Source organism: Streptomyces sp. NBC_00310 (assembly GCF_036208085.1).
Taxonomy (GTDB): Bacteria; Actinomycetota; Actinomycetes; order Streptomycetales; family Streptomycetaceae; genus Streptomyces.
This window is the reverse complement of record NZ_CP130714.1, coordinates 3,505,758-3,526,754: the sequence shown is the minus strand read 5'-3', so window position 1 is coordinate 3,526,754 and position 20,997 is coordinate 3,505,758. Positions and strand designations below refer to the sequence as shown.

Sequence of the window (20,997 nt, the reverse complement as noted above, 5' to 3'; positions counted from 1 at the left end):
CGGTAGCCTCGCCCCGTGGCCGCCCTGCCACTGCCGATCCGTCGAATCGCAAGATGCCCTGCCCTGTGGAGGCCCCGGTGACGACACGTGGAGTCCTGTACGTGCACTCCGCGCCGCGTGCGCTGTGCCCGCACGTCGAGTGGGCCGTCGCGGGTGTTCTCGGGACACGCGTGAACCTCGACTGGATCCGCCAGCCGGCCGCCCCGGGCACCTGGCGCTCCGAGTTCTCCTGGCAGGGCCAGGCCGGCACCGCCTCCAAGCTCGCGTCCGCGCTGCGCGGCTGGCACCTCCTCCGCTTCGAGGTCACCGCCGAGCCCTGCGTCACCGCCGAGGGCGAGCGCTACAGCTGCACCCCCGACCTCGGCATCTTCCACGCCGTCACCGGCATCCACGGCGACATCCTCATCCCCGAGGACCGCCTGCGCGCCGCCCTGACCCGCTCCCAGCGCGGCGAGACCGACCTCGAGGCCGAGATCGCCAAACTCCTGGGCAAGCCCTGGGACGACGAGTTGGAGCCGTTCCGCTACGCGGGCGAGGGCGCCCCGGTGCGCTGGCTGCACCAAGTGGTGTGAAGGCCGCTCGGCACACGTGTAGGGCCCCCACCGTCCGGTGGGGGCCCTACACGTTCGTACGACTACGACGGCGTCAGACCGTCCGGAACGCCAGCACCACGTTGTGCCCGCCGAAGCCGAACGAGTCGTTCAGCGCGGCGATGCGGCCCTCGACCGGCAGCTTGCGGGCCTCGCCCCGCACGATGTCGGCGTTGGCCTCGGCCTCGGGGTCGAGGTCGTTCACATTGATCGTCGGCGGAGCCACCCGGTGGTACAGCGCGAGCACCGTCGCCACCGTCTCCACACCGCCGGCCCCACCGAGCAGGTGCCCGGTCATGGACTTCGTCGCGGACACCGCGAAGTGGTCGGTGTCGTCACCGAACACCTTCCGAAGCGCCTTCAGCTCGGCGATGTCACCGGCCGGCGTCGACGTCCCGTGCGCGTTGACGTGCACGATCTCCGCCGGGTCCAGGTCGGTACGGTCGAGCAGGTTCTGCAGGGCGTGGGCGATCCCGCGCCCCTCCGGCTCCGGCTGCACGATGTCGTGGCCGTCGGCGGAGATGCCCTGGCCCACGGCCTCGGCGTAGACCCGGGCACCCCGCGCCGCCGCGTGCTCGGCCGACTCCAGGACGACGACACCGGCACCCTCGCCGAGGACGAAGCCGTCACGGCCGGTGTCGTACGGACGGGAGGCGCCCTGCGGGTCGTCGTTGTTCTTGGACATCGCCATCATGTTGCCGAACGCGGCGATCGGCAGCGGGTGGATGGCGGCCTCGGTACCACCGGCGATCACGACGTCGGCGCGGCCGGTGCGGATCATCTCGATGGCGTAGCCGATGGCCTCGGCGCCCGACGCGCAGGCGGAGACCGGGGTGTGCACACCGGCGCGCGCGCCGACGTACAGACCGACGTTGGCGGACGGGCCGTTGGGCATCAGCATGGGCACGGTGTGCGGGGAGACGCGGCGTACGCCCTTCTCCTTCAGCACGTCGTACTGGTCGAGCAGCGTGGTCACACCGCCGATGCCGGAGGCGATGACCGCGCCGACACGGTCCGCGTCGACGGCGCCCTCGTCGGCCGAGGTCTCCGTGTAACCGGCGTCGGCCCACGCCTCCTTGGCCGCGATCAGCGCGAACTGCGCCGAGCGGTCCAGACGGCGGGCCTGCGGCCTGGGAATGACCTCGGACGGCTCCACGGCGATCTGTGCGGCGATACGGACCGCCTGGTCGGCGGCCCACTCCTGTTCCAGGGGTCCGACACCGGACTTGCCGGCGATCAGCCCTTCCCAGGTGGAAGTCGCGTCGCCACCCAGCGGTGTGGTTGCGCCGATACCGGTGACGACCACGGTGCGATTGGTCGAGTTCACGGGAATTTTCTCCAACGGTTACGAGGATTCAGCGGCGCCACCGCCGGGTGGCGGGGCAAACGGACTGCTCCGCAAGGACCGGGCCGGACCCGATCCGCCGGATCAGCCCTGGTTCTTGAGGATGTACTCGGTCGCGTCGCCGACCGTCTTGAGGTTCTTGACGTCGTCGTCCGGGATCTTGACGTCGAAGCGCTCTTCGGCGGCGACGACGACCTCGACCATGGACAGGGAGTCGACGTCCAGGTCGTCGGTGAAGGACTTGTCCAGCTGGACGTCCTCGACCGGGATGCCGGCGATCTCGTTCACGATGTCGGCGAGACCGGCGACGATCTCTTCCTGAGTGGCGGCCATGTGAGGCGCTCCTTCGTAGATTTCCAGAGGGTTGGCGGCCCGCCGCGTCAGCGGCAGGTGGTGCGTTTTTCCCGCGCCGGACCACAAGATCCGAAGCGGTGCCTAGGGGAGGGTAACGACCGTCGCGGCGTACACGAGACCCGCCCCGAAGCCGATGACGAGCGCGGTGTCGCCGCTCTTCGCCGCGCCGGTCGCCAGGAGCCGCTCCATCGCGAGCGGGATCGAGGCGGCCGAGGTGTTGCCGGTGGTGCGTACGTCACGCGCGACCGTGACGTGCTCCGGCAGTTTGAGTGTCTTCACCATCGAGTCGATGATCCGCTCGTTGGCCTGGTGGGGAATGAAGACGTCCAGGTCGTCCGAGCTGATCCCGGCCGCGTCCAGCGCCTGCTGAGCGACCTTCGCCATCTCGAACACGGCCCAGCGGAACACCGCCTGGCCCTCCTGCGTGATCGCGGGGAACTTGACGTTGCCCTCGCTGTCGAGCGGGAGTTTGTCGACGTCGCCGATCCGGAACTCGTTCCACGGCACCGTCTGCTTGATCGTCTGGGACTTGTCGCCCTCGGAACCCCACACCGTCGGGCCGATGTGCGGCTCCTCGGAGGGGCCCACGACGACCGCGCCGGCGCCGTCACCGAAGAGGAAGGCCGTGGCCCGGTCCTCCAGATCGGTCAGGTCCGACAGGCGTTCGACACCGATGACGAGGACGTACTCCGCCGAGCCCTCGACGACCATGCCCTTGGCGAGCGTCAGGCCGTAGCCGAAGCCCGCGCAGCCGGCCGAGATGTCGAAGGCGGCGGCCTTGGCCGTGCCGAGCTTGTCGGCGATCTCGGTGGCGACGGCCGGGGTCTGGCTGAAGTGCGAGACGGTCGAGACGACGACCGCGCCGATCTGCTCGGCGGAGATCCCGGCGTCGGCGATCGCCTTGCCGGACGCCTCGATCGACATGGCCGCGACGGTCTCCTCGTCGTTCGCCCAGTGCCGGGTCTCGATGCCGGAGCGGGAGCGGATCCACTCGTCGGACGAGTCGATCCTCTCCAGGATCACGTCGTTGGGCACCACCCGGACCGGGCGGTAACCGCCCACTCCGAGGATGCGCGCGTACGGGGCACCCTTGCTCGGCCTGATCTTCGACATAGCTCCAGGGCTCCTAGTTCAGGTGCTCGGCGATGAGGGCGCGAGCGGCGTCGAGGTCGTCGGGAGTCTTGAGCGCCACCGTCGGTACGCCCGGCAGCGCGCGCTTGGCGAGACCGGTGAGCGTGCCGCCGGGGCACACCTCCACGAGCGCGGTCACGCCCAGCTCCTTGAAGGTCTCCATGCACAGGTCCCAGCGGACCGGGTTGGCGACCTGACCGACGAGACGGGAGAGCACCTCGGCGCCGGTGGCGACGGCCTGCCCGTCCTTGTTCGAGACGTAGGTGACCGTGGGGTCCCCGGGCGACAGCTCCTCGGCGGCCTTGGCGAGGGTGTCGACGGCGGGGGCCATGTGGTGCGTGTGGAAGGCACCGGCGACCTTGAGGGCGACCACGCGCCGCACGCCCTCGGGCTTGTCCGCCTCCAGGGCGGCCAGCTGCTCCAGGGTGCCGGCGGCGACGATCTGGCCCGCGCCGTTCACGTTCGCCGGGGTGAGCCCCAGCCGCTCCAGGTGCGGGATCGTCACCTCGGGGTCGCCGCCGAGCAGCGCCGACATACCGGTCTCGGTGACCGCGGCGGCCTCGGCCATGGCCAGGCCCCGCGTGCGGACGAGGGTCAGCGCGGCCGTGTCGTCGAGGACACCGGCGAACGCGGCGGCGGTGATCTCGCCGACGCTGTGGCCGGCGACCGCGCCGGGCGCGACGTCTCCGAGGGCGGCGGCGGACAGCAGTCCGGCCGCCACGAGCAGCGGCTGGGCCACGGCGGTGTCGCGGATCGCGTCGGCGTCGGCCTCGGTGCCGTAGTGGGCGAGGTCCAGTCCGATGGCGTCCGACCACGCGCCGAGACGGTCGGCGGCACCGGGGAGGTCGAGCCAAGGAGTCAGGAAGCCGGGCGTCTGGGCGCCCTGGCCGGGAGCGACGAGTACGAGCACTCTCACACTCTCTCTTGGGGACGGCTCACGCCGCCCGTGAGGACAGGGACGAAGAACACGAGGGGGTTTTGTAGCTCTCCGACAAAACCCTAGAGCTGGAGATCCCCATCCACCAGACGCCCCAGGATCAGCGCGATCCGCAAGGTGAAGGCAGAGCGTACATCGGAGGGCGACCAGCCGGTGACGTCAGTCACACGTCGGAGCCGGTAGCGCACGGTGTTGGGATGGACGAACAGCATCCGGGCCGCGCCCTCAAGACTTGAGGCCTGTTCCAGATAGACGCTGAGCGTCTCCAGGAGAGCCGAGCCGGCCTCCTCCAGCGGTCTGTAGATCTCCTCCACCAGTTGCTCGCGCGCACTGGGGTCGCCCGCGATCGCGCGCTCCGGAAGCAGATCGTCCGCCAGAACGGGGCGCGGCGCGTCCTGCCACGCCGAGCAGGCCTTCAGTCCCGCGGCCGCCGCCTGCGCGGACCGGGTCGCGGCCAGCAGGTCGGGCACGATCGGCCCCGCCACCACCGGCCCCGCCGCATACGGGCCGATCAGCGACTTCGCGACCTGCAACGGTTCGTTGTCGCCACCGGCGATCACCACCAGCCGGTCGCCCAGCACACCGGTGAGCACCTGGAGCTTGGCGTGCCGGGCCGCACGCCGGATGGCCTCCACGGTCAGCTCGCTGTCGCCGTCCGGGGCGGTGCCGAGTACCACGCAGACATGGTCCGGCGAGTTCCAGCCGAGCGCGGCGGCCCTGCTCACCGCGCCTTCGTCGGCCTCGCCGCTGAGTACCGCGTTCACCACCAGGGACTCCAGGCGGGCGTCCCAGGCGCCGCGTGCCTCGGCGGCCTGCGCGTACACCTGTGCGGTCGCGAAGGCGATCTCCCGCGCGTAGACGAGCAGGGCCTCGCGGAGCACGCTCTCGTCGCCGGGGGCGGCCACCTCGTCGATGGCGGACTCCATGACCTCGATGGTCGTGCGCACCATCTCCACGGTCTGCCGGAGCGTGATCGCCCGGGTCAGTTCACGCGGCGCGGTTCCGAACACGTCCGTCGAGATGGCCTGCGGGGCGTCCGGACGCCGGAACCACTCCGTGAACGCGGCGATACCGGCCTGGGCGACCAGTCCGATCCACGACCGGTTCTCCGGCGGCATCGCCCGGTACCAGGGCAGCGTCTCGTCCATCCGCGCGATGGCCTGCGCGGCGAGACTTCCGGACGACTTCTCCAGCCGCTTCAAGGTCGCGACGTGCGCGTGGACGGACGGTGCGGATTCGGGCCTGCTGGTTTCGGGTTCGGGCACGGGACAAGACTGCCTTATCGCTGCGCTCGGCTGCGCCGTGGGTGTGTGGGCCGGGGGTGCGCGTCTGCCCGGGGGCGCGTGTCTGCCAGGGGCTGCCGCCCCCGGACCCCCGCTTTCGGGCCTGGACGGCCTCGTCCTCGAACGCCCCACTCTGGGGATACCGTGGGTGCGTGATGGAGCTGCGGCGTGCCGGTACGCGCTATGCCGGTGGGGATCGGGAGGCCGGGATCGCCTCGTTGCACGCGTTCTCCTTCGGGGCGCACTACGACCCCGACAATCTCCGCTTCGGCGCGGTGATCGCCTGCAACGAGGAGCGGCTCGCACCCGGCGCCGGGTTCGACGAGCATCCGCACAGCCACACCGAGATCGTCACCTGGGTCGTCGAGGGCGAGCTGACCCACCGCGACACCACCGGCCACGAGACGGTCGTCCGCCCCGGCGACGTCCAGCGGCTCAGCTCGGCGGGCGGCGTACGGCACGTCGAGCGCAACGACGGCGCCGAGCCGCTGACCTTCGTGCAGATGTGGCTGGCCCCGCTGGACCCGGGCGGCGACCCCGCGTACGAGATCGTCCGCGGCATCGCCGACTCCACCCCGTACGCCGTTCCCGAGGCCGGCGCCATGCTGCACGTCCGGCGGCTGGGCACGGCGGGGGAGCGGACCGCCGTGCCGGACGCGGCGCGGGCGTACGTGCACGTCGTACGGGGTGCCGTGCGGCTCGGGCCGCACGAGCTGGAGCCCGGGGACTCCGTGCGGGCCGAGGAGGAGAAGGGCCTCGAACTGGTCGCCGTCACCGCCCCGGTGGAGGTGCTGGTCTGGGAGCTCGGCGAGTGACGGACCGTCAGTTGTCGGTGGTCGGCTCCTCCGCGTTGCGCCACACCGTGATGTCCACGGAGACGTAGTCACTGGGGTCGCCGCTCGGAGCCGACCCCTGGAAGGTGACCAGGCCGATGTGGCCGGAGTCGGTGCGCACACACATCTGGGAGCCCTTGGCCACCTGGCCGATCTTGACGTAGTCCGAGTACCGGGTCTCGTTCCGGCAGGTTTCGAGGGAGCCCTTCTGGGTGTTGTTCAGCAGGACGAGCTTCTGGCTGCTGCTGCCCAGCCGCTTCTCACCCAACAGCGAGTCCGAGTAGTAGTAGAAGTCCCCGTCGTCCTCGTACGCCCCGCCGACGTCGCTGTCGAGGGGCTTGGGCGGGGAGTCCGCGAAGCGCACGTAGTAGTCGCCGGGGATGTTGATGCCCTTGAACGTGACCGGCTTGGGGTCGGCCTTCGGCTCGGACTCGGAGGACTCGGCGGAACTGCCGCCCGAACCCGTCGACGTGCCGCCGGAGGAACTGTTCGACGAGCCGCTCGACGAATCCGTGAGGCCCTTCACCAGCGACGCGCAGCTGCCGAGCAGCCCCAGACCGAACACCGCCGCGACGCCGATCCCGATCCACTTGCCGACGTTGCTGCGGCGCGGCGGAGGAAGGGGCAGCGGACGGGGATGGCCCTGCGCATGTCCCTGGGGATGTCCCTGGGGGTACGGCTGCTGCCACGCCCCCGGCTGCGGGTACGGCGCCTGGTGCGGGTACGGCGCCTGGTGCCCGGTCGGCACCGTGTGCGGCCCCGACTGCGGAGGGTACGGCGTCGACGGCGGCCCGGCCGGGCCCGGCGGGGGCGGGGTCGTCGGCCCGGAGTGCGTCGTCGGCGCCGCGAAGATCGTCTGCGCGCCGTGGTCCACGGACGGCGAACTCAGCTGGGTCACCGGTGCGGTGGGCGGCGGGGGCAGGGTCGCCGAGGTCGGGGCCTCCGCGGCCTTGTTCCGCTCGGCCAGCAGCTCCGCCGAGGCCGAGACCCGCCGGGTGATGTCGGCGCCGATCGCCTCCGGCAGCCAGGAGCCCGACTGCACCAGCGGGGTGGGCGACGCCTCCTGGCAGAGCGCGACGACCTCCGCGGGGGAGGGGCGGTCCGCCGGGTCCTTGGCCAGACAGCGCTCGATGAACCGGAGTTCGTCGGCGAGACCGCTCAGGTCGGGCTCCTCGTGGACGATCCGGTACAGCACGGCGTGCGAGGGGCCGTCGCCGTACGCGCCGGACCCGCGTGCCGCGAACGCGGCCACCTGGCCGAGCGCGAAGATGTCCGACGCGGGCGTGACCGGCTTCCCGGCCGCCTGCTCCGGCGACATGAAGGCCGGCGTGCCGATGGACACGCCGGTGCCGGTCAGGGCGGTGGCGTCGGCGGCGCGCGCGATGCCGAAGTCGATGACACGGGGCCCGTCGGCGGCGAGCAACACGTTGGAGGGCTTCAAATCGCGGTGGACGATGCCCGCGCCGTGGATGACCGAGAGCGCCTCCGCGACCCCGGCGAGCAGCAGCAGGACCGAGTTCAGCGGCAGCGCACCGTGCTCGGCGACCGCCGCGTGCAGCGACGGGCCGGGCACGTAGGCGGTGGCCAGCCAGGGCTGCGTGCCCTCGGTGTCGTGGTCGAGGACGGGCGCGGTGTACAGGCCCTGCACGCGCTGGGCGGCCCGCACCTCCTGCTGGAACCGGCGGCGGAACTCGGGGTCCTCGCTCAGCTCGGGCCGGATCGTCTTCAACGCGATCGGGTGCCCGCCCGGGGTGTACGACAGGTACACGGTGCCCATGCCGCCCGAGCCGAGCCGCGCCGCGAGCCGGTAGCTCGCCACGGTCGTCGGGTCACCGGCCTCCAACGGCCGGAACTGCCCGCCCGCGCGAACCTCGCCCATGGTTCTACCCCCCGAAAGCTGTGCGGCTGTTGTGCACGGGGGAGGTTAGCCGACGGAGCGATGCCCGGGGCCGATCGGACCGGGCACCCGCGCCTTCCGTCGAAGAGTTGTCGCTTCCTTCACGAATCAGACACCGTTCCCGACCTCCGCGAGCACAGCGTCCGTGAACGGGGTCCAGGCCTCGACCGCCCACGGCCCGAACGCCCGGTCCGTCAGCGCGACACACGCCACCCCGGCGACGGGGTCGATCCACAGGAAGGTCCCCGACTGCCCGAAGTGCCCGAAGGTCCCCGGCGACGACGAAGTCCCCGTCCAGTGCGGTGCCTTGGAGTCCCGGATCTCGAAGCCGAGCCCCCAGTCGTTGGGGTTCTGGTGCCCGTAGCCCGGCAGGACGCCCTTGGTGCCCGGGTACTGCACGGTCATCGCCTCCGCGACGGTCCGCGGGTCCAGCAGCCGGGGTGCCTGCACCTCGGCGGCGAACCGCACCAGGTCGTCGACGGTCGAGACGCCGTCCTTCGCGGGGGAACCGTCGAGGGAGGTGGACGTCATCCCCAGCGGTTCCAGCACCGCCTGCCGCGCGTACTCCGCGAACGGGATGTCCGCCGCCTTGGCCACATGGTCCCCGAGCACCTCGAACCCGGCGTTGGAGTACAGCCGCCGCTCACCGGGCGGCGTCGTCACCCGGTGCTCGTCGAAGGCCAGCCCCGAGGTGTGCGCCAGCAGATGCCGCACGGTCGACCCCGCCGGCCCCGCCGCCTCGTCCAGCTCGATCGCCCCCTCCTCGTACGCCACCAGGACGGCGTACGCGGCGAGCGGCTTGGTGACCGAGGCCAGCGCGAACCGCCGGCCGAGCGGCCCGTGGGTCCCGAGGACGGTGCCGTCCGCCCGGACGACGGCCGCGGCCGCCGTGGGAACCGGCCAGTTCTCGATCAAGGCGAGGCTCTGCAGAGACATGGCCACGAGCCTAAGCGGCTCAGAGGTCCAACTGCATCAAGGGGTCGGACCTGCGCCGGAAACCGATCGACTCGTACAGCGGCTCGGCCTCGGTGGAAGCGGTCAGATGGACGTATCCGACACCGCGCTCCCGGAACCAGTCGACCAGGGCCTCCATGCAGGCGCGGGCGTGGCCCCGGCGCCGGCACTCCGGGTCGGTGGCCACGCTGAAGACGTGCCCGACCGCGCCGCGCGGGTTGTTCGCCCGCCCGATCCGGTACTCGATCGTCCCCACCACCAGGGCGGCGAGCGCGCCCGGCCGCTCCGGATGGTCGGCGACGAAGGCCGCGAACTCCCCGTCGGAATCGGCGAGTCGGCGGCGTAGTGTGGGCAGGGACTCGGCGTGCCAGTCGGTGGAGCCGCCGGGCCCCCCGCTCGCCATCGAGTCGATCATCACCTGGCGCAGCCGGAGCACTTCCGCCGCGTCCTCGGCCGCGGCCCGCCGTACGAGACTCATGCCCGCACGCTAACCAGCGGGATCACGTCACGTCCTCATGATTTCTCACCGGATTCGCTTGCTTGGAGTGCACTCCAAGGTTTTAGCGTGGTGGTCATGACGGTGATGGAGACCACGAGTACGACGAGTGCCACGAGTGCCACGAGTGCCGCCAGTACCGACAGTTGCGCGGGCCCGCCGCTGAAGCCGCGGCGGCCGGACGGGCAGGACCTGTACACGATCAGCGAGGTCGTCGACCTCACCGGTCTGACGGCGCACACGCTGCGCTGGTACGAGCGGATCGGGCTGATGCCGCACATCGACCGCTCCCACACCGGCCAGCGCCGCTACCGCAACCGTGACCTCGACTGGCTCGACCTGGTCGGCAAGCTCCGGCTGACCGGTATGCCGGTCGCCGACATGGTCCGGTACGCCGAACTGGTGCGCGAGGGCGACCACACCTACACCGAGCGCTTCGAACTGCTCAAGGCGACCAGGCAGGACGTCCTGTCCCGGATCGCCGAACTCCAGGACACCCTGAACGTGCTCGACCGGAAGATCAATTTCTACGCTGACGCCGGGCAGGCCCTGGCGTCGGAGAGGGCCTCATGACGGACGGCAGGATCGCGAGGACACGGCTGGGCACCGACGGGCCGGAGGTCGGCGTGCAGGGCCTCGGCTGCATGGGCATGAGCTTCGCGTACGGCCCCTCGGACGCGCAGGAGTCCAGGGCCACCCTGGAGCGCGCGCTGGAACTGGGCGTCACGCTCTACGACACGGCGCACGCATACGGTGCCGGGGAGAACGAGAAGTTCCTCTCCCCCTTCTTCAAGGCGCACCGCGACGAGGTCGTCATCGCCACCAAGTTCGGCCTGGCGATCGACCCCGACGACCCGACCAAGCGGATCATCCGCAACGACGCGGCGTACATCCGCGAGTCCGTCGAGGGGAGCCTGCGCCGCCTCGACGTCGACGTGATCGACCTCTACTACATGCACCGCCGCGACGTGAGCGTCCCCATCGAGGAGACCGTCGGCGTCATGGCCGAGCTGGTCCGCGAGGGCAAGGTCAAGCAGCTGGGCCTGAGCGAGGTCACGGCCGCCGAACTCCGCACGGCCCACGCCGTGCACCCCATCGCCGCCCTGCAGTCCGAGTGGTCCCTCTTCAGCCGTGACATCGAGCCGAACGTCGTCCCCACGGCCCGCGATCTCGACGTCACGCTCGTCGCCTACTCCCCCCTCGGCCGAGGCTTCCTCACCGGCTCCTTCGCCAAGGCCGAAGACCTCACCGCCGACGACTTCCGCCGCCAGCAGCCCCGCTTCACCGGCGACAACGCAGCCGCCAACGCGGTCCTCCTGGCCCCCGTCCGCAAGGTCGCCGAGGCCCACGACGCCACCCCGGGCCAGATCGCCCTGGCCTGGGTCCAGCAGCGGTCCGCCGTCCACGACCTGCCGGTCGTCCCCATCCCGGGCACCCGCAGGCCGTCCAGGGTGGAGGAGAACGCGGAGGCCACGAGGATCTCCCTGACCGAGGACGACCTGGCCCTGCTGGAACCGATAGCGGCACAGGTGGCGGGCGACCGGTACGCGGACATGGGGTTCACGTCGGCAGGAAGGGAGTAGGGCGGAGCTTTCAGACGGGGCGAGGCGAAGTGTTCAGCAGGGGCGACGCGGACTGTTCAGTCAGGGGCGGCGAGGGCTTTTGCTTTCAGGGGCGCGGGCCTGTGTCGATATGCGGCTCCGCCGCGTGGGCGCGACCAGCCACGACGGACCCGCACCCGGCAGCGACGCCATCCCCGGACGGCGAGTAGCTACAGCTCGGCCAACAACTCCGCCTTCTTCACACTGAACTCCTCGTCCGTCACCAGCCCCGCCTCGTGCAACTCCCCAAGATGCCGGATCCGGTCGGCGATGTCGGCCGGATCCCGCCGGGGCCCGGCCTCGACCGCAGCCACACCCACGGGCCCCGCGGAGCGAACCGCCGCCAGCACAGCCGCGGCGAACGGCAACGACTCGTGCACCGGCCCATAGCCCAGCCCGAACACCACGGCGGCGGGATCATGGTCGGGCTGAGGCGGCTGCTCACCGGCGGCATCGCGTCGCACCAACCGCAGATACCCCTCGAACACCTCCGGCGACCGCCACTCGACCCCGCTCAGGGCACCGACCGGGAAACTCTGGTCCCCGGCCTTCCACTTCGCCGACGACGCCCCCGTCCAGGACCACCGGAACGACACGGACCGCCCGTCGAACGACGCCTTCCCGTCGTACGCCTTGAACTGCAACGGCACCTCGGGCGCCGCCACCAGGAAACGATCGGCGGGCCCCGACTCGGTCAACCGTGCCCGCAGTTCATCGGCGTAGTACTCCGCGAGAGTCTCCCGCTCGGCCGGCAGCACCAGCCGGTACGGGTCGGACCCCTCCTTGAGCTGGTCCGCCGCCGCCTCCATCAACGGATCGGCGCCCGGTCGCGGCACGACACGCAGTACGACGGTGCCCCGCTTCCCGGGTGTCAGTGAAACCCCCGCGATCGCCTCCAGGGGGACGCGCCGCTCACCGAGTGCCTGGAAGAGCTTCGGCGTACGAATCCCCCGTTCGAAGCGGATGAGCACGGAGTCGGACTCGAACTCCCAGGCGGCATGAAATCCGGCCAGTACGTCACCCATGCGGCTCATCGTATGCGGGCGACGCGGGGAAGTCCCGACCGAGGCGAACCGCACTTTTACCCTCCTCTACGCGCGTCAGGCCGCAGCGCTGTCGGACAGACCCGCCAGACACGCGTCGTCCTCCCGCGCACACCGCACCGACTCGTACGCGCCGATGCCGATGTCGGCGAAGTTGTACAGGCTCTCGGTGCCGGGCTCGAAATAGCCGCTGTGTCCCTGGGCGTCGGCCGCCGACAGGATGCGCGCCCCGAACTCCGAGGAGACCGGGTCGGCGCCGTGGCCGAGCCCGCCGACCTCCAGATAGGGCACGTCCTGGACCCAGTCGTCGGCGTCCCGCATCGCCCACACCCGGGCCGCCGTCCGCAGCTGCCCGACCGTCTCGGCACGCATGCCGGGGCTGCCCGCGACCGCGATGTCGGTGACCCGAGACGGCAGCGAGGGCGCGGCGACCCCGCACACCACGGAGCCGTAGCTGTGGCACACCAGCGCGACGGTGGAACGGCCGGGCAGGCCCCGCACCAGCGCGTTCAGCCGGACCGAGCCCTGTTCGGCGCGGAGCGCGGTGGCCGAGTCGAGGCCGAGGCCGTCGGGCGCGGTGTAGTCGGCCCAGGCGATCACGGCCGTCCGCGTGCCGGGGCTCGCCGAGCGCTCCGCCTTGTAGAGCGACTTGGCCATGCCGACGGGCGCGGAGTACCGGCGCTTGGTGCGCTGGAAGTTGATGACGTTGGTGTCGACGCCGGGGACGACGACCGAGACGCGCTCGGCCTTGTCGAGGCTGCCGAAGACCTCGGCGACCCGGCCGTTGCCGTCAGGGTCGAAGGCGAGGATGTGCCGCTTCTTCACGGCCAGCATGTCGAAGCGGTGCATCCGGCGGCCGGCCTCGTACCGGCCGGTCTCGGACAGCCGCTGGTCGTGCATGCGTGTGCGCTCACGCTTGCTCTGCTGTTTCAGCGCGATGCGGTTGGCCCGGTAACGCAGCTCGACGGGGGCACCGTTCATGTTGCCGACGGCGAGCGGATAGCGGTGGGCGAGCCCGGTGCGCTGAGGGGCGGTGAGCGAGGCGAAGAAGGCTGCCAGGCGGTGCGGGGACGAGTCGACGTCCGGCAGTTCGCGGCCGCCGAGGTGTCCGTGCCGCCACGCGGAGAGCGACGCCTGCAGCGGCGACTCCTCTCGATGGCTGCGGATCGCGGTCCAGCCGGTGGTCGCCAGCATCACGAAAACCACGGCCAGCGCCAGCAGTGCGCGCCAGACGTTCAGTTGCGGGGAGGAGTCGAAGGAAGTCACTGAAAGGACACACTAAGAGAACGGAAGGGTCTCGCGTTAACCGAGTGAGAGGGATCACGTTTCGATCACGCCCGTTCCGTGCGGTGCGCAGAGAAGATCCCGATGATGCCGTTCCCTAAGCGTTTCGGCCAGTACGCCACTTCTCGGCCAACGAGGGCCGTACGGCGTCCAGGTGTGCGGACGTCAGTTCCCGCATCGCCTCCATGCTGAGATCGCCGCCCAGGGCCCACATGCGCTCAGTGACTCTCATCACACCGCCGAAGACGGCCACCGCCACGCGCGGCCGGGCGTCGGTGTCGACGTCGAGTCCCTCGCGCTCGGCGACGATCCGCTCCATCTCCCGCGCCACCTCGTCCGCGCGGCGCAGATGCGCGGCCAGCAGTGCGGGCGTCGACTCGACCATGCCGTACGCCCGCAGATAGAGGTCGACGGGAACGACCTGCTCGACGGCCTCGCCGATGGCGTCCCAGCCCTCCAGGACGGCGTTGCGCATCGCCTCCAGCGGGGCCTCGTCCGCGGGCCGGGCGCGCACGGCCGCCAGGAAGTGCTCCTGGGTGAGGTCGATGACCGCGAGGGCGGCCTCCTCCTTGCCCGCGAAGTAGCGGAAGAAGGTGCGCTGCGAGACGTCGACGGCCTCGGCGATCTCGTCGACCGTCGTCGCCTCATACCCCTGGGTCGTGAACAGCTCCAGGGCCGCCCGCAGCAGTGCGTCGTGGGTGCGCTGCTTCTTCCGCTCGCGCAGTCCGGGCCGCTCCTCGGTCGTCGCCGCCGTGGCCGCCGTCTCCATGAACCCTCGTCTCCACCCGCCCCTGCGGCGAGTGACGTGACAGTTACCGACTTGTGAACTGGTTTGTCAACTGTCAGTGGCTGTCATTAGTCTCGCGCGTATGACTAGTCAGACCACTGTCGACAAGACGGGACCGGGGGACAAGGCGCCAGTCGTCCCGTCGGACCCGACGACGAACCAGGGCCGGGGCCTGCGCGGCCACCCCTGGTTCACCCTCCTCACCGTGGCCGTCGGCGTCATGATGGTCGCCCTCGACGGCACCATCGTGGCGATCGCCAACCCGGTCATCGCGGACGACCTCAAGGCGAGCTTCGCCGAGGTCCAGTGGATCACCAACGCGTACTTCCTCGCGCTGGCGGTCACCCTCATCACCGCGGGCAAGCTGGGCGACCGCTTCGGCCACCGCCAGACCTTCCTCATAGGCGTGGTCGGCTTCGCCGCCGCCTCCGGGGCCATCGGACTGTCGGACTCGGTCGCCTTCGTGGTGGTCTTCCGCGTCTTCCAGGGCCTGTTCGGCGCACTGCTGATGCCGGCCGCGCTCGGCCTGCTGCGCGCCACCTTCCCCGCCGAGAAGCTGAACATGGCGATCGGCATCTGGGGCATGGTCATCGGCGCCTCCACCGCGGGCGGCCCGATCCTCGGCGGCTTCCTCGTGGAGAACGTCAGCTGGCAGTCCGTGTTCTGGATCAATGTCCCCGTCGGCGTCCTCGCCGTGGCGCTGGGCGCCTGGATCCTGCTGGACCACCGGGCCGAGAACGCCCCGCGCTCCTTCGACGTCCTCGGCATCGCCCTGCTGTCCGGGGCCATGTTCTGCCTGGTCTGGGCCCTCATCAAGGCCCCGGAGTGGGGCTGGGGCGACGGCCTGACCTGGACCTTCCTGGTCGCCTCCATCGCCCTCTTCGCCCTCTTCGCCTTCTGGGAGACGAAGGTGAAGGAGCCGCTGATCCCGCTGGGCCTCTTCCGTTCCGTGCCGCTGTCGGCGGGTGTCGTCCTGATGGTCCTGATGGCCATCGCCTTCATGGGCGGCCTGTTCTTCGTGACGTTCTACCTCCAGAACGTGCACGGCATGAGCCCCATCGACGCGGGCCTGCACCTCCTTCCGCTCACCGGCATGATGATCGTCGGCTCGCCGCTGGCCGGCGCGCTGATCACCAAGGCCGGACCCCGCATCCCGCTGGCCGGCGGCATGGCGCTCACCGCGATCGCCATGTACGGCATGTCGACGCTGGAGACCGACACCGGCAGCGCCCTGATGTCCCTCTGGTTCGCGCTCCTCGGTCTCGGCCTCGCCCCGGTGATGGTCGGCGCCACCGAGGTCATCGTCGGCAACGCGCCCCTGGAGCTGTCCGGTGTCGCCGGCGGTCTCCAGCAGGCCGCGATGCAGATCGGCGGCAGCCTCGGTACGGCCGTGCTGGGGGCCGTGATGGCCTCCAAGGTCGACGGTGACCTGCCGGGCAACTGGACGGACGCCGGCCTCCCGCCGCTCACCGAGGCCCAGCTCGGCCAGGCCTCCGAGGCCGTCCAGGTCGGTGTCCCCCCGGTCGCCGAGGGCACCCCGACGGAGATCGCCGCGAAGATCACCACCGTCGCGCACGACACGTTCATGTCCGGCATGAGCCTGGCGTCCCTCGTCGCCGCCGGCGTCGCCGCGATCGCCGTCCTCGTGGCGTTCCTGACCAAGCGCGGCGAGAACGCGGAGGCGGGCGCCGGAGCGGCGCACATCTGACAGCTCCGCCACCGCCGCACGCGCGGGTTTGCTCCCGCGTTCGCCTATCAGGGTGACAACGCTAAAGATCGCTCGTACCGGGTGGGCGCCCCGGGCCACAGTGGGGCGACCGGGCCGGTGCCAACCCGGCTGGTGTCGATCGCGTAGGACTCGGCCGCTCGCTGAGCGGCCGAGCAGCGTGAGCCAGGAATCCCCCCGCCACGGTGGGGGGAGGGGCCGAAGTGGGTCAAGTCCTCCGTACGGCAGGGCCGTACGACACAGGGGAGCGGACCGTCGGTCCGCGGCGCGCTGGCCGGAGGGGGACAGCGCGCCGCGGACAAGTCCGACAACTCTCCCTGGTTTCAACCACACTGCCGGGGTACTCGCCGTCATGTACTCGAACTGACCGCGAGGTTCAGGGAGTTGTTGACGATGGCGGGCTTCGGACACGGTACGCGCAGGCACCCCCGATCACGTGGCCGGACGTGGTCACGGAGCGGGCCGGATCGCGCGACCCTCGGGATCATCGGAGTCATCTGCGCGGTCGCGGGATTCTTCGTGCTGGGCATCATCCTCGGCCCGGTAGCGATCCTCTGCGGCTGGCTGGCCATGAACCGCACCTGGTCCGGCGCCCGCCCCGTCCCCGCGATCGTCGCGGTCGTTCTGGGTGCCATCGACACCGTCCTGGCCATCATCTGGCTGGCGGGCACGGCCACGCCGGGAGCCGGCTTCTTCTGACCCCGGGGTGAGAGAAGACTCGGGACACGTCGGCGGGTGCGGGTTGTGTGGACTTGCTCCCGCAGTTCCCCGCGCCCCTGAAAGCGCCGGGCTCGCCCGGATCTTTCAAGGGCGCGGGGAACTGCGCGACAAGCCACGACGAACCCGCACCCGCCGACGCGCTGCCGCTCCTACGGTCATCGGCGCTGCTCGGGCACAGCCCCGGAAGACCGCAAGGACGCCACCTCCGCCCGCAGCAACCGAACCTCCTCCGCCAGCTCCGTTATCGCCGCCGTCTGCCGCCGCTCCTCCGCGTCGTCCTTCTCGAACCGCGCTATGAACCACGCCGCGATGTTCGCCGTCACCACACCCAGCAACGCGATCCCGGACAGCATCAGCCCCACGGCCAACACCCGCCCCAGCCCGGTCGTCGGCGCATGGTCGCCGTACCCCACCGTCGTCATCGTCGTGAACGACCACCACACGGCGTCGTCCAGCGTGTCGATGTTCCCGCCGGGAGCGTCCCGCTCCACGGACAGCACCGCCAGCGACCCGAACATCAACAGCCCGACGACCGCCCCGCCGACGTACGTCGTGAGCCGTATCTGCGAGGCCATCCGCGCCCGCTGCCCCACGAGCAGCAACGTCGCCACGACCCGCAGCAGCCGCAGCGGCTGGATGATCGGCAGCAGCACGGCCGCCAGGTCCAGCCACCGGGTCCGCACGAACTCCCGGCGCTGCTCGGTGAGCGCCAGCCGCACGACGTAGTCGAGCGCGAACGCGGCCCACACCACCCACTCGGCGGCCTCGCACCACCACACCACCTGGTCGCTCGCGTCCGGCCGGACGATCGGCACGGCGTACGCGACGGCGAACACCAGGGCCAGGCCGAACAGCGGCCGCTGAGTCTGCTGTTCCCAACGCACCTGCGCCGAGACCGATAGCTGTTTCATGGCGGCATCGTAGAAAACGTGGAGGGGCGGTGAACCCACCGGTTCACCACCCCTTGACACCGCCGGCCGTTGTGAACAGCTCGGCCGAGCGCAACGGCTACGCGTCGCCGCCCGCGGCCCCCGGGTCGGCCGCCGCCACGTCGAGCAGCTGGTACCGGTCGATGGCCTGCTTGAGCACCGAACGGTCGACCTTGCCCTCGCGGGCCAGCTCGGTCAGCACCGCGACCACGATCGACTGCGCGTCGATGTGGAAGAAGCGCCGGGCCGCGCCCCGCGTGTCCGCGAAGCCGAAGCCGTCCGCGCCCAGCGACTGGTACGTGCCCGGCACCCACCGCGAGATCTGGTCCGGCACCGACCGCATCCAGTCGGAGACGGCCACGAACGGCCCCTCGGCGTCGCCCAGCTTCCGCGTCACGTACGGGACCTGCTGCTCCTCCTCGGGGTGCAGCAGGTTGTGCCGCTCCACGTCGACGGCCTCACGGCGCAGCTCGTTCCAGGAGGTCGCCGACCAGACGTCCGCCTTCACGTTCCAGTCGGCGGCCAGGATCCGCTGCGCCTCGACCGCCCACGGCACCGCGACACCGGAGGCGATGATCTGCGCGGGGATCGAGCCCGCCTCGCCCGCCCGGTAGCGGTGGATGCCCTTGAGGATGCCCTCGACGTCCACGTCCGCCGGCTCGGCCGGGTGCTGGATCGGCTCGTTGTAGACGGTGAGGTAGTAGAAGACGTCCTCGCCCGGCTTGCCGTCGGCGGTCTCGCCGTACATCCGGCGCAGACCGTCCTTCACGATGTGCGCGATCTCGTACCCGAACGCCGGGTCGTACGCGACACAGCCCGGGTTCGTCGAGGCGAGCAGCTGCGAGTGCCCGTCCGCGTGCTGGAGGCCCTCACCGGTCAGTGTCGTACGGCCGGCGGTCGCACCCAGGACGAAGCCGCGCGCCAGCTGGTCGGCCATCTGCCAGAACTGGTCGCCGGTGCGCTGGAAACCGAACATCGAGTAGAAGACATAGACCGGGATGAGCGGCTCGCCGTGCGTGGCGTACGCCGAACCGGCCGCGATCAGCGAGGCCGTGCAGCCCGCCTCAGAGATGCCGTCGTGCAGCATCTGCCCGGTCGGCGACTCCTTGTAGGCGAGCAGCAGATCGCGGTCGACCGCCTCGTACTGCTGGCCCAGCGGGTTGTAGATCTTCGCGCTCGGGAAGAACGAGTCCATGCCGAAGGTGCGGTACTCGTCGGGCGCGATCAGCACGAACCGCTTGCCGATCTCCTTGTCCCGCATGAGGTCCTTCAGCAGTCGTACGAACGCCATGGTCGTGGCGATCGACTGCTGACCGGACCCCTTCTTCACACTCGCGTACGTCTTGTCCTCGGGCAGCGGCAGAGGCTTCGCGCGCACGACACGCGTCGGGACGTACCCGCCGAGCCCCTTGCGCCGGTCGTGCATGTACTGGATCTCCTCCGAGTCCCGCCCCGGGTGGTAGTACGGCGGCACGCCGGACTCCAGCTCCTTGTCGGAGATGGGCAGGTGGAGGCGGTCACGGAAGCCCTTGAGGTCGGCGACCGTCAGCTTCTTCATCTGGTGCGTGGCGTTGCGGCCCTCGAAGTTCGGGCCCAGCGTCCAGCCCTTGACCGTCTTCGCCAGGATGACCGTCGGCTGGCCCTTGTGCTCATGGGCCGCCTTGTACGCCGCGTAGATCTTGCGGTGGTCGTGGCCGCCGCGGCCCAGGTGCAGGATCTGGTCGTCGGTCATGTTCTCGACCATCGCGCGCAGCCGGTGGTCGTCACCGAAGAAGTGGTCGCGGATGTACGCGCCGGTCTCGGTGGCGTACGTCTGGTACTGGCCGTCCGGCGTGGTGTTCATGCGGTTGACCAGCACACCGTCGCGGTCCTGCGCGAGCAGCGGGTCCCACGAGCGGTCCCAGACCAGCTTGATCACGTTCCAGCCGGCGCCCCGGAAGACCGACTCCAGCTCCTGGATGACCTTGCCGTTGCCGCGCACCGGACCGTCGAGGCGCTGCAGGTTGCAGTTCACCACGAAGGTCAGGTTGTCGAGGCCCTCGCGGGCGGCGATCGTCAGCTGGCCGAGTGATTCCGGCTCGTCCATCTCGCCGTCGCCGAGGAACGCCCAGACATGGGACTTGGAGGTGTCGGCGATGCCGCGCGCCTCCATGTACCGGTTCATCCGCGCCTGGTAGATCGCGCCCAGCGGACCGAGGCCCATGGACACGGTCGGGAACTCCCAGAAGTCCGGCATCAGCCGCGGGTGCGGATAGCTGGACAGGCCGTACGGCGCCTTCGACTTCTCCTGGCGGAAGGCGTCCAGCTGCTGGTCGTCGAGCCGGTCCAGCATGTACGCGCGGGCGTAGATGCCGGGGGAGGCGTGGCCCTGGAAGAAGATCTGGTCGCCGCCGTCGCCCTCGTCCTTGCCGCGGAAGAAGTGGTTGAAGCCCACGTCGTAGAGGGAGGCGGAGGACGCGAAGGTCGCGATGTGGCCACCGACGCCGATGCCGGGCCGCTGGGCGCGCGACACCATGACGGCGGCGTTCCACCGGGTCGCGTTGAGGATCTTCCGCTCGATCTCCTCGTTGCCCGGGAAGAACGGCTCGGCCTTGGTCGGGATGGTGTTGACGTAGTCCGTGCTGCGCATCTCGGGCACGGCCACGCGCTTCTCACGGGCCCGCTCGATGAGCCGGAGCATCAGGTAGCGCGCGCGCTCACGGCCGCGCTCGTCCACGGCGGCGTCGAGCGAGTCGAGCCACTCCTGGGTCTCCTCGGGATCGAAGTCAGGGACCTGACTCGGAAGGCCGCCAATGATGATCGGATTGCGATCGGATCCGGAAGCCACGCTGTTCCTTAGCTGTCAGAGGGCCGCTCTTCAGGGGTTCTTCATGGGTGTTCACTAGGTGCCTGCACCGTCCCCCATCGTGTACCTCGGGGACGCAAACGTCACCTCTACCGAGGGGTAACCAGGGGGGTCACCTGCTCGGCAAAGGTAGTAAAGCTATTCGATGCTCGTACCCCCGGATGGTTGCCGAATGCGCAAAACGGGCAGAACGGTGTGGCGTGTGTCACACGGGGCTGAGAATCCGCGCAGAGAGTTGCGGT

At 70.6% G+C, this 20,997-nt stretch carries 18 protein-coding genes and 1 pseudogene; 6 read left to right on the top strand and 13 right to left on the bottom strand.

Annotated elements, in window-relative coordinates; translation table 11 throughout:
• Positions 1-77 precede the first annotated feature (77 nt).
• On the top strand, positions 78-572 hold the full coding sequence (locus OG202_RS15480; RefSeq protein ID WP_326583110.1) for a DUF3145 domain-containing protein: 495 nt from the start codon (positions 78-80) through the stop codon (positions 570-572).
• A gap of 73 nt (positions 573-645) precedes the next feature.
• Here the strand turns inward: OG202_RS15480 and fabF are convergent, their stop codons facing one another.
• The 5 genes from fabF to fasR form a co-directional block, all read right to left on the bottom strand.
• Positions 646-1,917: a beta-ketoacyl-ACP synthase II gene (gene fabF / locus OG202_RS15475; RefSeq protein WP_327729940.1), complete on the bottom strand. Its 1,272-nt coding sequence runs from the start codon at positions 1,915-1,917 to the stop codon at positions 646-648.
• Between the two features lie 102 nt (positions 1,918-2,019).
• Positions 2,020-2,268, bottom strand: coding sequence for an acyl carrier protein (locus tag OG202_RS15470; RefSeq protein ID WP_152168415.1), 249 nt, complete (start codon positions 2,266-2,268; stop codon positions 2,020-2,022).
• Between the two features lie 102 nt (positions 2,269-2,370).
• The gene (locus OG202_RS15465; protein ID WP_327729941.1) at positions 2,371-3,402 is read right to left on the bottom strand and encodes a ketoacyl-ACP synthase III; all 1,032 of its coding nucleotides are present in this window, start codon (positions 3,400-3,402) and stop codon (positions 2,371-2,373) included.
• A gap of 13 nt (positions 3,403-3,415) precedes the next feature.
• Entirely contained in the window at positions 3,416-4,330 is a 915-nt protein-coding gene (locus OG202_RS15460; RefSeq protein WP_326583113.1) for an ACP S-malonyltransferase, read from the bottom strand.
• Between the two features lie 89 nt (positions 4,331-4,419).
• Positions 4,420-5,622 (bottom strand): fatty acid biosynthesis transcriptional regulator FasR, encoded by a 1,203-nt coding sequence (fasR, locus tag OG202_RS15455; protein ID WP_326583114.1) that lies wholly within the window; start codon positions 5,620-5,622, stop codon positions 4,420-4,422.
• Between the two features lie 170 nt (positions 5,623-5,792).
• Here fasR and OG202_RS15450 point away from each other — a divergent pair, with 170 nt between their 5' ends.
• A complete protein-coding gene (locus tag OG202_RS15450; RefSeq protein WP_405961384.1) occupies positions 5,793-6,455 on the top strand; it encodes a pirin family protein in 663 nt (220 codons plus the stop codon).
• 7 nt (positions 6,456-6,462) lie between these two features.
• Here the strand turns inward: OG202_RS15450 and OG202_RS15445 are convergent, their stop codons facing one another.
• The 3 genes from OG202_RS15445 to OG202_RS15435 form a co-directional block, all read right to left on the bottom strand.
• Entirely contained in the window at positions 6,463-8,352 is a 1,890-nt protein-coding gene (locus tag OG202_RS15445) for a protein kinase domain-containing protein (RefSeq protein ID WP_328222926.1), read from the bottom strand.
• 126 nt (positions 8,353-8,478) lie between these two features.
• Positions 8,479-9,306 carry a serine hydrolase domain-containing protein gene (locus OG202_RS15440; protein ID WP_327729943.1) on the bottom strand — a complete coding sequence of 276 codons (828 nt, stop codon included), beginning with the start codon at positions 9,304-9,306 and terminating at the stop codon, positions 8,479-8,481.
• A gap of 19 nt (positions 9,307-9,325) precedes the next feature.
• Entirely contained in the window at positions 9,326-9,802 is a 477-nt protein-coding gene (locus tag OG202_RS15435; RefSeq protein WP_327729944.1) for a GNAT family N-acetyltransferase, read from the bottom strand.
• Between the two features lie 96 nt (positions 9,803-9,898).
• Between OG202_RS15435 and OG202_RS15430 the strand changes: the two genes are divergently transcribed.
• Both OG202_RS15430 and OG202_RS15425 read left to right on the top strand, forming a co-directional pair.
• A complete protein-coding gene (locus OG202_RS15430) occupies positions 9,899-10,393 on the top strand; it encodes a MerR family transcriptional regulator (RefSeq protein WP_327729945.1) in 495 nt (164 codons plus the stop codon).
• Positions 10,390-11,403, top strand: a complete 1,014-nt coding sequence (locus tag OG202_RS15425) for an aldo/keto reductase (RefSeq protein WP_327729946.1) — start codon at positions 10,390-10,392, stop codon at positions 11,401-11,403. Before OG202_RS15430 ends, OG202_RS15425 begins: the two co-directional genes overlap by 4 nt.
• A 188-nt stretch (positions 11,404-11,591) precedes the next feature.
• Here OG202_RS15425 and OG202_RS15420 read toward each other — a convergent pair whose 3' ends face one another.
• The 3 genes from OG202_RS15420 to OG202_RS15410 form a co-directional block, all read right to left on the bottom strand.
• Entirely contained in the window at positions 11,592-12,446 is an 855-nt protein-coding gene (locus tag OG202_RS15420; protein ID WP_326583119.1) for a DUF4429 domain-containing protein, read from the bottom strand.
• A 75-nt stretch (positions 12,447-12,521) separates the two neighbouring features.
• Positions 12,522-13,730 carry an alpha/beta hydrolase gene (locus OG202_RS15415; protein ID WP_328222925.1) on the bottom strand — a complete coding sequence of 403 codons (1,209 nt, stop codon included), beginning with the start codon at positions 13,728-13,730 and terminating at the stop codon, positions 12,522-12,524.
• Between the two features lie 115 nt (positions 13,731-13,845).
• On the bottom strand, positions 13,846-14,517 hold the full coding sequence (locus tag OG202_RS15410) for a TetR family transcriptional regulator (protein WP_328222924.1): 672 nt from the start codon (positions 14,515-14,517) through the stop codon (positions 13,846-13,848).
• Between the two features lie 100 nt (positions 14,518-14,617).
• On the opposite strand from OG202_RS15410, the pseudogene OG202_RS15405 reads away from it, so the two are divergent.
• Positions 14,618-16,268, top strand: a pseudogene (locus tag OG202_RS15405) (MFS transporter); the annotation flags it as partial.
• A 386-nt stretch (positions 16,269-16,654) separates the two neighbouring features.
• A complete protein-coding gene (locus OG202_RS15400; RefSeq protein ID WP_327729950.1) occupies positions 16,655-16,960 on the top strand; it encodes a small hydrophobic protein in 306 nt (101 codons plus the stop codon).
• Between the two features lie 176 nt (positions 16,961-17,136).
• Here OG202_RS15400 and OG202_RS15395 read toward each other — a convergent pair whose 3' ends face one another.
• Positions 17,137-17,892 carry a potassium channel family protein gene (locus OG202_RS15395; RefSeq protein WP_326583124.1) on the bottom strand — a complete coding sequence of 252 codons (756 nt, stop codon included), beginning with the start codon at positions 17,890-17,892 and terminating at the stop codon, positions 17,137-17,139.
• Positions 17,893-17,989: 97 nt separating this feature from the next.
• Positions 17,990-20,737: a pyruvate dehydrogenase (acetyl-transferring), homodimeric type gene (gene aceE, locus OG202_RS15390; RefSeq protein ID WP_326583125.1), complete on the bottom strand. Its 2,748-nt coding sequence runs from the start codon at positions 20,735-20,737 to the stop codon at positions 17,990-17,992.
• Between the last annotated feature and the right edge of the window lie 260 nt (positions 20,738-20,997).